This window comes from Nonomuraea sp. NPDC003201, from assembly GCF_053590415.1.
The window spans coordinates 20,849-30,521 of record NZ_JBSFTC010000014.1 but is presented as its reverse complement, the minus strand read 5'-3'; the positions used below and the strand labels follow the sequence as shown (position 1 = coordinate 30,521).

Here is a 9,673-nt window from a genome sequence, read left to right as displayed (position 1 = left end):
TCGCCGAGACTCGGCGAACCGGCGAAGGCGGCAAGGTCGGCCAGGCTGCCGTTGAACACCGTCGGCGAGCCCGGAAGGGTGCTGGAGGAGCCGGCGTACTGCCAGGCGGTGAAGCGTGACCAGCCCGCGGGCAACGCCCCGGGGGACCCGCTGTAGTTGGAGGTCTCCAGAGGGTTGGCCGAGAACGACTTGTTGCTCCCCGTGCACTGGTTCCACCAGTTGGGATTGGTGTAGATGGCCGCTTCCCGGCCGGTCTGCGCCTTGACCTCGTTCACGAAGTCGCGAATCCAGGTGACCATCTGAGTGGTCGACAACCCGTAGCAGGGATACATCGGGGCGGACGTCGTCCACCAGGGCCACTCGATGTCGAGCTGCAGGGGGAGGGTCTTGCCGTCGTTGACGTACTGGGCATGGGAGATCAGCCAGTCCGCCTGGGCCTTTCCGGTGTTCACGCCCTTGTCCGGGCGGCCGAAGGCGTAGGCCCCGATGTAGACGCCGTTGGCCTTGGCGTTGTGGTAGTTGGCGTTGTACGTCGCATCGACGAAGTCGAGGCCCTCAGTGGCCTTCGCCCAGCCGAACTTGACGCCCTTGGCCGCCGTCTGCGCCCAGTCGATCGTTCCGGCGTGGTTGGAGACGTCGGTGCCGCCGACCGTGTATCCCGCCGGGACGGCGGCCTGCGCCGGCTGCACCCCCAGGGCGATCACCGATACGAACGCGGCCACTCCGGCCATGACACGGACGGCCCGCATGGATCTGATCATGAGATTTCTCCGGTTCCAGCGGGGGCGGGATTCCTGTCCGCCCCCGTCTTGGGGGGTTGGGTCAGCGGACGATGCCCTGGGAGTCAATGTGGTTGCCGTCCCAGTCGCCGATGAGGGGCAGGTCGGAGGCGTCGCCGTAGCCGATGGAGGTCGTGGTCTCGGTGCCGCTGGTGACAGGGCTGGTACGCATGTAGAAGGTGCCGTTCATGCGGACCCCGACGTTGTCCTTGCCGTCGCCATCCCAGTCACCGACCAGCGGAGCGGCGCCGGCGTCGCCGTAACGGAAGGTGTAAGAAGCCGCCCCGGTCTGAGGGGTGTTGGACAGGTAGAAAGTGGCATTGGTGGCGCTGTAGGCGCTGACGGTGTCCTTGCCGTCGCCATCCCAGTCACCGACCAGAGGGACCATGTCGGCATCGCCGTAGGCGACGGAGGTCGTCGTCTCGGTGCCGCTGGTGACGGGACTCGTGCGCATGTAGAAGGTGTTGCCCATACGGACCCCGACGTTGTCCTTGCCATCACCGTCCCAATCGCCCACCAGCGGGGCGGCGCCGGCGTCGCCGTAACGGAAGGTGTAGGAGGCCGCTCCGGTTTCGGGCGTGTTGGACAGGTAGAAGGTCGCGGTGGTCGGGTCGAAGCTGCTGACCGTGTCCTTGCCATCGCCGTCCCAGTCACCGCGAATGGGGATCATCGGGCTGTTGCCGTACGCGATGACCGGGCGGGTGGCCACGTTCGAGCTCTGGCTGTCGGACAGGTAGAACTCCAGGACGCCGAGGTTCGGCGAACCGCCGTCGATGCCGACCGGTGAGGAGTAGCCGACGATGTCGATGTCCGATCGCGAGTAGCTGTGGGCCTTGATCGCGTCGCCGCTGTTGCCCTCGATCGTGTAGACGGTGCTCGCGTTGGACGAGGTGACGATGCCGACGTGGTCGATGTCCCCGCTCTGGTCCCAGTCGAACACCAGCGCGTCCCCGGGTTGAGGGGTGTAACCGCTGGAGCGGGCGTGCCAGGTGCCGTGCGTGGTCCCGTAGTCCTTGAAGGAGGAGGCCCAGCCGGTCAGGATGCCCCCGCTGGTCTCGGCCACGTCCGCGTAGCGCACCCCGGCGGTCTTCCAGACGTACTTGGAGAAGTCGGCGCACCAGTCGCTGTTGCGGAACTGCACGCCGTCCCCCGCACCGCAGCCGGAGGCCGACTTCCACGTGCGGAAGACCCCTGTGTAGTAGTTGCACCCGCTGCCCATGGGGTTCTCCTTGTTGCGGGCCGCCTTGCCGGCTTCCGCCTGCGCGACCGAGACGATCGTGTCCCGGCTCGCCGCGGAGGCCGGGGCGGTGAGGGCCGCCTGCAGCCCGACCACCGAGATCGTCGCCGACAGCAGGCAGGTGGTGGCGCGCTTGGCCATCGAGTTCTTCATGACGTCCCTCTCGCTTGCGTTGCTTGACGAGAACTGAGACTGGTCGGGGTCTCTCCAAATGGACTGCAATAGCGCTGTACCGGTCCGTACTGGCATGATCGGTGCGGGCACGAAACCTGGGAGATTCACATGGAGTTACGGCTCCTGGGACCGGTGGAAGTGTGGAGCGGGGGACGGCAGGTGCTCCTCGGGGGCACCAAGCCGCAGTCGCTGCTGGCCGCTCTCCTGCTGGAGGCGGGCCGCGTCGTCACGGTCGACAGGCTGATCGAGGCGATCTGGGAGCACGATCCGCCGACGACCGCCCGCGGCGTGCTGCAGACCTACGTCGCCTCGCTGCGAAGAGCCTTCACCGGCGCGGGGCTGCCCGACGTCATCGTCTCCCACCGGCTCGGCTACCTGGCCGAGATCCCCCCGGACGTCCTGGACCGGGACCTCTTCCAGCGGCTCGTCACCCAGGGCAGGCAGTCCTCCCAGCAGGGGCGGCACGAGGAGGCGGGCGAAACCTTCCGTACGGCTCTGCGGCTCTGGCGCGGCGAGGCCCTGGGCGGGATCGGCGGCGCGTACCTGCGCGCGGAAGCCGTCCGGCTGGAAGAGCTGAGACTGGCGGTCACCGAGGAGCGGATCGCCGCGGACCTCGCGGCCGGGCAGGACGAGCGGCTCATCGACGAGCTGGCCGAGCTGGTCGCGCTGCACCCGACGCGCGAGCGGCTGCGCCGCGACCTCATGGTGGCCCTGTACCGGGTGGGCAGGCAGGCCGACGCGCTGGCCGTCTACCAGAAGGGCCGCCGGGTGCTGATCGAGGAGATGGGCGTCGAGCCCGGGCCCGAGCTGCGCCAGGCGCAGGAGGCCATCCTGCGTTCGGACCCCGCGCTGGCCAGGCCGGTCAAGGCCGCGCCCCGCATGCCGCGCCAGCTGCCCTCCCCCGTGCCCGACTTCACCGGGCGCGAGAAGGAGATCGTGGCGCTGCGTGACCATCTCACCGGCTCCGGCGCCACCCCGATCTGCGTCATCTCCGGCCAGGGCGGCGTCGGGAAGTCCGCCCTGGCACTGCGTACGGCACACGAGATCGCGCACCACTATCCCGACGGGCAGCTCCACGTCGAGCTGCGCGGCACCACAGGCACGCCGGCCGGTGCCGAGGAGGTGCTCGGGCGGCTGCTGCGCGAGCTTGAGCCCACCGGCGCGCCGCTCCCGCTCACGCTGGAGGAGCGTGCCAGCCGCTACCGGACGCTGCTGGCCGACCGGCGCCGGCTGATCGTGCTGGACGACGCCGCCTCGGAGGCTCAGGTACGCCCGCTGCTGCCGGGCAGCGAGGGCTGCGCGGTGATCGTCACCTCCAGGAACCGGCTCGCCGGGCTGTCCGGCGCCATGCTCGTCGAGCTTGGCATGCTGCCGCCCGAAGCGGGCATCGACCTGCTCATCCGCATCGCGGGCGAGGAGCGGATCACCGGCGACCCGCAGGCGGCGGCGCGCATCGTCGGCCAGTGCGGTGGCCTGCCGCTCGCACTGAGGGTCGCGGGCGCGCGCCTGGCCTCGCGGCGCCGCTGGTCGGCTCAGCGGCTGGCCGACCGGCTCGCCGACGAGCAGCACCGGCTCGACGAACTGGCCGCCGGTGACCTGGAGGTACGCGCCAGCATCGCCCTCAGCTACGACATGCTCTCCGCCCAGGAGAAGCGGGCGCTGCGCCGGCTGGGCCTGCTCGGGCTGCCGAGCTTCCCCCTCTGGGTGGCCGCGACCGCCGTGGACATCGGCCCGCGCGAGGCCGACCAGCTGCTGGAGCAGCTCGTGGACACCTCATTGGTCGACGAGGTGGACCCCGACGAGACCGGTCAGGCCCGTTACCGGCTCCACGACCTGGTCAGGCTGTTCGCCGGCGAGCGCGCCCGGGCCGAGGAAGGGGCCGAGGAGCTGACGGCGATGACCAGAAGGGTGCTGGGTGGCTGGCTGTGGCTGGTCGAGCAGGTCAGCAAGGTCGTCCCGACCGGGGCCGTTCCCCTGCGCGTCACCCTCGGGCTGCCGCACCCGGTGGGGGATGAGGCGGCCCGCCCGGCGCTGGCCGACCCGCGGGGCTGGTTCCGGAGCGAGGAGGAGTCGCTGATCGCCGCCGTCGAGCTGGCCGCCTCGATGGACCTCGACCAGCTGGCCGTCGACCTCGCCTCCGCGCTGTCCCTGGTGGCTCTCGGAAGCAGCCAGTACGTCGTCGACGACCCGTTCACCTCCTGGCACCGCACCCACGAGGCGGCGCTGGCCGCGGCGCGCCGCACCGGCAACGTGCTCGGCGAGGCGAGCCTGCTGGCGGGCCTGGGACAGCTCTACTACGAGCGGGACTTCTACGCCGAGTCCCGCCAGTACCTCAGCCAGGCGCTTTCGCTGTTCCGCGAGGCCGCGGACGTACGGGGAGAGGCCTCCACCCTGGCCGCCCTCGGCGCGGCGTGCCGCGAACAGGGCTACCTGGCCGAGGCGCTGCACTTCCTCGGCGAGGCCGAACCGCTCTGGGAGCGCCTGGCCGACACCGCCGCCATCGCCCACGTCAAACGGCTGACCGGCACGGTACGCCTCGAACGCGGCGACTACGCCGCCGCCTGGACCGACTTCACCACGGCGCTGACCCGCTACCAGGAGGTCGGCAGCCGGCGCGGCGCCGGGCTGACCCTGCGCAACATGTCGCTGCACCACCGCGCCAGAAGCGAGTACGACCTGGCCGAGAAGGTGTGCGAGCAGGCGCTGGAGATCTTCCGGCAGCTCGGCGACCGGCTCATGGTGGCCTACTGCTCCCGTTCGCTGGCCAAGGTCAGGCTCCGGCGCGGCGGGCACGAGCAGGCCAGGCGGCTGCTGGAGGAGGCGCTCGGCGTCACCCGGACCCTGCACGACCGCTGGGGCGAGGCCTGCACCCTGCGTACCCTCGGCGAGCTCAACCTGGCCGAGGGCCGCCTCTACCAGGCCAAGGCTGATCTGGAGGAGTCCGTCCGGCTGTGGGAGGCGCTGCGCCTGGGCCTGTTCCGGGCCCGTACCCTGCGGGACCTGGCGCTGGTCCACGAGGCCCTCGGCGATGACGCCACCGCCCGTACGACCCGGGCCGAGGCGCTGGAGGTGTTCCGGCTGCACGGCGCCCGCGAGTACGAGGAGATGTCGCAGTAAGAACCGTTTCAGGAGGATTACAGCGGTCTTGGATCCCGCTCGTGAACCATGGCGACGACACACCTCATGTGGCGTGTCCATGGTTCACAACGGAGGGCTTCCATGCCGAAGATCGTGCTCCTGTCCGACCCGCGGATCGCCGCGGTTTCCGTCAAGGAGTGCGGGGAACCGCTCGTGGACCTGCGCACCGTGGAGGCCATCCGCGTCGATCCGAGGCTGGCCGACGGCGAGGGGGCCTACGCGCACGTACGGCTGAGCGTGGCCGACCGGCTGGTGGCCGCGCAGACTCGGCTGCCCCGCGAGCTGCGCCTGCTGATCACCGAGGGGTACCGTCGGGTGGGACTGCAGCAGCAGTACTTCGACTCATCGGTCTCCCGTCACCGCGCCGCGCACCCCGGCTGGGACGAGAGCCGCGTTCGCGTCGAGGCCAGTCGATACGTCTCCCCGCCCGACGTGGCCCCCCACGTCACCGGCGGCGCGGTCGACCTCACCCTGTGCACCTCCACCGGCGACGAACTGCCGATGGGCACGCCGGTCAACGCCACCCCGCCGGAGGACGGCGAGGCCTGCTACACCGCCTCGACCGCCATCTCCGCGGAGGCCACGGTGAACCGGCACATCCTGGGCGCCGCCATGACCTCCATCGGCTTCGTCAACTACCCGACCGAGTGGTGGCATTGGTCCTACGGCGAGCGCTATTGGGCCTTCACCACGAGCGCTCACCACGCGCTGTACGGCCCGTGGGAGCTGCCGTCCTGAGGTGGACGGCCCGGCCGGCACACCGTCGCGGGCCGGCCCCGATGACGACGACATCGTACGTGTTGCCGTCCAGGTCAGTTTCCCTTCGCGGCGCGGCCGAGACGGAAGGCCGAGATGAGGAAGAAGATGCCGCCGGGGATCGCGTAGCCGGCCGCGTTGGTCAGCGTCGGGTTGGCCGCGGAGGCGCCGAGGATGAAAGACGCACCGGCGAGTACGGAGATGCCGCCGCTGATGATCATCGGCCACTGGCCGCCCATCTTGCGGCGGGTGACGCCCACGATCAGCTGGACCAGCCCGGCCACGACCGCCCAGGCGCCCCACACGCGCAGCACAGCCGGGATACCGGACGCGCAGGCGACGGCCACGCCGATGGCGGTGATCAGGCTGACCGCGATGTTCACGTACAACAGGGCAGGTGATCCGGTGGCGCGCGACGCGCGGGCGTCGATGACGGCGGCGGCCACGTCGAACAGCGGGTAGAGCACGAGCAGGGTGACCGCGAGCGGACCCAGGTTCGAGGCGGTCGTGAACATCGCGAGGGCCCAGACGATGGCGAACGCGAACCGGACGAAGTACAGCCGCCGCAGCGCGGACGCGGTCCCGGAAAAACCGGGCGAAGCAGCGATGGTGCTCATGATGATCCCTTTCGGTGGATGAGCGATGGGGAGAGCGGCCCGTGGTCGGCCTTCTCGATCAGGTGGGGGCCTGCCAGGCCGCCGCCTCGCTCGCGCCTAGCTAGACCGAACGTTCTGTCTCGGCACAGCATGGCAACCTGCGGCGCAGACTGTCAAGACCGAACGTTCTATCCCCTAGAATGGCCGTATGCCCAGCCAATCCGAAGGCCGACCGTCCGAAGCGCGGTCCCGGCTGCTCAACACGGCCACCCGGCTCTTCTACGCGGAGGGCATCCACGCCGTCGGCATCGATCGCATCGTCGCCGAAGCGCAGGTGACGCGGGCCACCCTCTACCGGCACTTCCCCGGCAAGGAAGACCTCGTCCTCGCCTACCTGAACGAGGTCGACCGGGCCATGCGGGGTCAGGCGGACGAGGCCGTCGCCGCCGGACTACCGGCCGCCGGCACCATCCAGGCCCTCAGCGAGTCCATCGCCCAAGGCATCCGGTCCCCCGGTTTCCGGGGATGCGCCTTCCTCAACGCCGCCGCCGAGTATCCCGACCCCGAGTCCCCGGTGCGCAAGGCCGTGCTCGCCCACCGCCAATGGTTCCTGGAAACCGTCACGGAGCTGCTGGCCAGGATCCAGGAGACCGGCGCCGAGCCCGCGGCCCGGCACTTCGTGATGATGCGCGACGGCGCCATGGCCGCCGGCTGCCTGTTCGACCCGGTGCTGATCTGCGAGACCTTCCTGCGCGGAGTCGAGAGGCTTCTGCAGGTTTATGCCGTCACCGACTACAGCGGACCGGCGGGCGCCTGAATCCGCAGGCCTCCGCCGGCGAACGCTCTCAGCGGAGGGAGTCGGGGAGCAGGTGCTCGTGCGCCGCGAGCAGCTCGTCGCAGAGCGCGGCGATCTCGGGCATCGGCAGCGTCGCCGAGGTGTTCGGGTCGAGCATGGCCGCGTGCCGGACGTGGTCCCTCCTAGCTCCAGGCGGAGCCGCCGGCGGCGCCCGATCTCGAGGTCGCGGGTCTGCGGGTGCGGCAGCTCCGGATCGACCGGCCCCCGAGATCGGGCGCCACCGGCCGGTCGCCTGGCTACGTGGCGGGTGAGTAAGATCGCAACGAGGATGATGCTCTTGTGACGATTCCGGCGAACGGCGGCCGGCGGATGCCCGCCGGGCTCATCGCGCTGACCCTCGGCAGCTTCGGGATCGGCCTGACCGAGTTCGTGATCGCGGGCCTGCTCCCCCAGGTGAGCCTGAGCCTGGCCGTGTCCGAGGCCGCGGCGGGGTGGCTGATCTCCGGATACGCGCTGAGCGTCGCGGTCGGCGCGATCGTGGTGACCGCCGCCACCAGCACGCTGTCCCGCAAGTCCGTCCTCATCGCGTTGGTGGCGCTGTTCGTCGCCGGCAACCTCCTCTCCGCCGTCGCGTATGACTATCCGGTGATGCTGCTCGGCCGCGTCGTCGCCGCCCTGTGTCACGGTTCGTTCTTCGGCATCGGCTCGCTCGTCGCCCGGCGCATGGTGCCGCCGGAGCGGGCGTCGAGGGCGGTGGCGGTGATGTTCGCCGGGCTGACCCTCGCCAACGTCCTGGGCGTGCCGTTCGGCGCGCTGGTCGGCGAACGCTGGGGCTGGCGGGCCACGTTCTGGGCGATCACCGTGATCGGCGTGATCGCCCTGCTCGCCATCGCGGCGCTGGTGCCGGGCTGGGCCGGCGCGGTGGACCGTACGCATCCCTCGGCGGCTTCCGGCCTGAACGGGCTGCGCGTCCAGCTCCGCGCGTTCCGCTCCGCGCAGGTCTGGCTGACGCTGGCGGCCACCGCGCTCGGTTACGGCGGGATGTTCGGCGCGTTCAGCTACATCGCCTACACCTTCACCCAGGTCACCGGCTTCTCCAGCGCCGACGTGGCCTGGCTGCTCGTCGTGTACGGCAGCGGCCTGGTGATCGGGAACCTGGCCGGCGGCCGGGCCGCGGACCGCGACCGGGACCGCACGCTGATCGCCTCCCTGGCCGGCCTCGCCGCCACGCTCATCGCGTTCGGCCTGCTGGCCGGCAGCCCCGTCGCGTCGGTGGTCCTGGTCTTCCTGCTGGGCCTGTTCGGGTTCGCCGCCGTCCCCGGCATGATCACCCGCGTCACCGACTACGCGAACGGCGTCCCGCTCGCCGCCAGCGCCAACGTCTCGGCCTCCAACGTCGGCAACGCGCTCGGCGCCTGGCTCGGCGGCCTGGCCATCAGCGCCGGCCTCGGCTACACCGCTCCCCTGTACGCCGGCGCCGCCATCGTCGTGGCCGGCCTCGGGGTGATGACCATCAGCGCACGACGAGCACGGAGCGAGCGCGAACAGGCCGCCGTGCTTGGGTGAGCACCCGCCGGTCCTGGGCCGGCGCGGCGATCAGGCGCATGGACCGCTCAGCAGGCCCGACCGGTCCCGCCCGGGCCGAGTCATGCCATCTTGCCTGCCGAGCATCAGCTCGACGTCGAAGCGGTCCTCCCGCGCCTGGAGGCGCAGCTCCTCAAGCCGGTGCGCCTCCGTCACCGCTGAGGGGAGGTCGGCGTAGGCCGGTCCCCGCCACAGATCCAGCCCTGTCCGGTACAGGCCGCTCGCGCCGGCCAGGTCACCCCTGCGCTGGGCGGCACGTGCCCGCTCCACGAGGTCCGTGAACCTCATCGCGTCCAGTTCCGACGTCTCGACCCCGGATCGAATAGCCGTTCCTGCCGTAGCCGATGCGGTCGGCCGATCCGAGGGTGTGCCGGAGGCGGTGGACATAGACCTGTAAACCCTTACGGGCGCTACGCGGCGGTTTGCCGTTCCACAGCGCGTCGATGAGAGAGTCCACCGGCACCGGCCGGTTCGCCTCGGACAACAGGACAGCCAGCAGCCGGCACCACATGCTCGCGGCCCGGCCGAGACGTACCGGCGGTGCGCGATGCGCCAGCCGCGGTCCGCTCTCACACCCAACCGGACAACAGCGTCCGCATGCTCAACATCAGCA

At 70.8% G+C, this 9,673-nt stretch carries 9 protein-coding genes; 4 read left to right on the top strand and 5 right to left on the bottom strand.

Annotated features, from left to right (window positions below; all coding sequences use genetic code 11):
* Together ACWDX9_RS08625 and ACWDX9_RS08620 are read right to left on the bottom strand one after the other, a co-directional pair.
* Positions 1 to 749 (bottom strand): GH25 family lysozyme (locus tag ACWDX9_RS08625; protein ID WP_449950675.1); only part of this gene is annotated, 749 nt, incomplete at its 3' end.
* Between the two features lie 73 nt (positions 750 to 822).
* Complete coding sequence (locus ACWDX9_RS08620) at positions 823 to 2,169, bottom strand: CHAP domain-containing protein (RefSeq protein ID WP_449950672.1); 1,347 nt, start codon at positions 2,167 to 2,169, stop codon at positions 823 to 825.
* 129 nt (positions 2,170 to 2,298) lie between these two features.
* Between ACWDX9_RS08620 and ACWDX9_RS08615 the strand changes: the two genes are divergently transcribed.
* Together ACWDX9_RS08615 and ACWDX9_RS08610 are read left to right on the top strand one after the other, a co-directional pair.
* Complete coding sequence (locus ACWDX9_RS08615) at positions 2,299 to 5,307, top strand: BTAD domain-containing putative transcriptional regulator (protein WP_449950669.1); 3,009 nt, start codon at positions 2,299 to 2,301, stop codon at positions 5,305 to 5,307.
* Positions 5,308 to 5,409: 102 nt separating this feature from the next.
* Positions 5,410 to 6,066, top strand: a complete 657-nt coding sequence (locus ACWDX9_RS08610; protein ID WP_449950666.1) for a M15 family metallopeptidase — start codon at positions 5,410 to 5,412, stop codon at positions 6,064 to 6,066.
* Between the two features lie 74 nt (positions 6,067 to 6,140).
* Here the strand turns inward: ACWDX9_RS08610 and ACWDX9_RS08605 are convergent, their stop codons facing one another.
* Positions 6,141 to 6,701 carry a hypothetical protein gene (locus tag ACWDX9_RS08605; protein ID WP_449950664.1) on the bottom strand — a complete coding sequence of 187 codons (561 nt, stop codon included), beginning with the start codon at positions 6,699 to 6,701 and terminating at the stop codon, positions 6,141 to 6,143.
* Positions 6,702 to 6,888: 187 nt separating this feature from the next.
* On the opposite strand from ACWDX9_RS08605, the gene ACWDX9_RS08600 reads away from it, so the two are divergent.
* A complete protein-coding gene (locus ACWDX9_RS08600; RefSeq protein WP_449950661.1) occupies positions 6,889 to 7,497 on the top strand; it encodes a TetR/AcrR family transcriptional regulator in 609 nt (202 codons plus the stop codon).
* Between the two features lie 318 nt (positions 7,498 to 7,815).
* Positions 7,816 to 9,042: an MFS transporter gene (locus tag ACWDX9_RS08595; RefSeq protein WP_449950658.1), complete on the top strand. Its 1,227-nt coding sequence runs from the start codon at positions 7,816 to 7,818 to the stop codon at positions 9,040 to 9,042.
* Between the two features lie 30 nt (positions 9,043 to 9,072).
* Here the strand turns inward: ACWDX9_RS08595 and ACWDX9_RS08590 are convergent, their stop codons facing one another.
* Both ACWDX9_RS08590 and ACWDX9_RS08585 read right to left on the bottom strand, forming a co-directional pair.
* Positions 9,073 to 9,348 carry a BTAD domain-containing putative transcriptional regulator gene (locus tag ACWDX9_RS08590; protein ID WP_449950653.1) on the bottom strand — a complete coding sequence of 92 codons (276 nt, stop codon included), beginning with the start codon at positions 9,346 to 9,348 and terminating at the stop codon, positions 9,073 to 9,075.
* Positions 9,296 to 9,571 carry an AfsR/SARP family transcriptional regulator gene (locus tag ACWDX9_RS08585; RefSeq protein WP_449950650.1) on the bottom strand — a complete coding sequence of 92 codons (276 nt, stop codon included), beginning with the start codon at positions 9,569 to 9,571 and terminating at the stop codon, positions 9,296 to 9,298. Before ACWDX9_RS08585 ends, ACWDX9_RS08590 begins: the two co-directional genes overlap by 53 nt.
* Positions 9,572 to 9,673 lie beyond the last annotated feature (102 nt).

Excerpts from the sequence above, each read along its gene's own strand:
- ACWDX9_RS08615 (WP_449950669.1), top strand. The coding sequence starts at position 2,299 with ATGGAGTTACGGCTCCTGGGACCGGTGGAAGTGTGGAGCGGGGGACGG.
- ACWDX9_RS08605 (WP_449950664.1), bottom strand. The coding sequence starts at position 6,701 with ATGAGCACCATCGCTGCTTCGCCCGGTTTTTCCGGGACCGCGTCCGCG.
- ACWDX9_RS08620 (WP_449950672.1), bottom strand. The coding sequence starts at position 2,169 with ATGAAGAACTCGATGGCCAAGCGCGCCACCACCTGCCTGCTGTCGGCG.
- ACWDX9_RS08590 (WP_449950653.1), bottom strand. The coding sequence starts at position 9,348 with ATGAGGTTCACGGACCTCGTGGAGCGGGCACGTGCCGCCCAGCGCAGG.
- ACWDX9_RS08600 (WP_449950661.1), top strand. The coding sequence starts at position 6,889 with ATGCCCAGCCAATCCGAAGGCCGACCGTCCGAAGCGCGGTCCCGGCTG.
- ACWDX9_RS08610 (WP_449950666.1), top strand. The coding sequence starts at position 5,410 with ATGCCGAAGATCGTGCTCCTGTCCGACCCGCGGATCGCCGCGGTTTCC.
- ACWDX9_RS08585 (WP_449950650.1), bottom strand. The coding sequence starts at position 9,571 with ATGTGGTGCCGGCTGCTGGCTGTCCTGTTGTCCGAGGCGAACCGGCCG.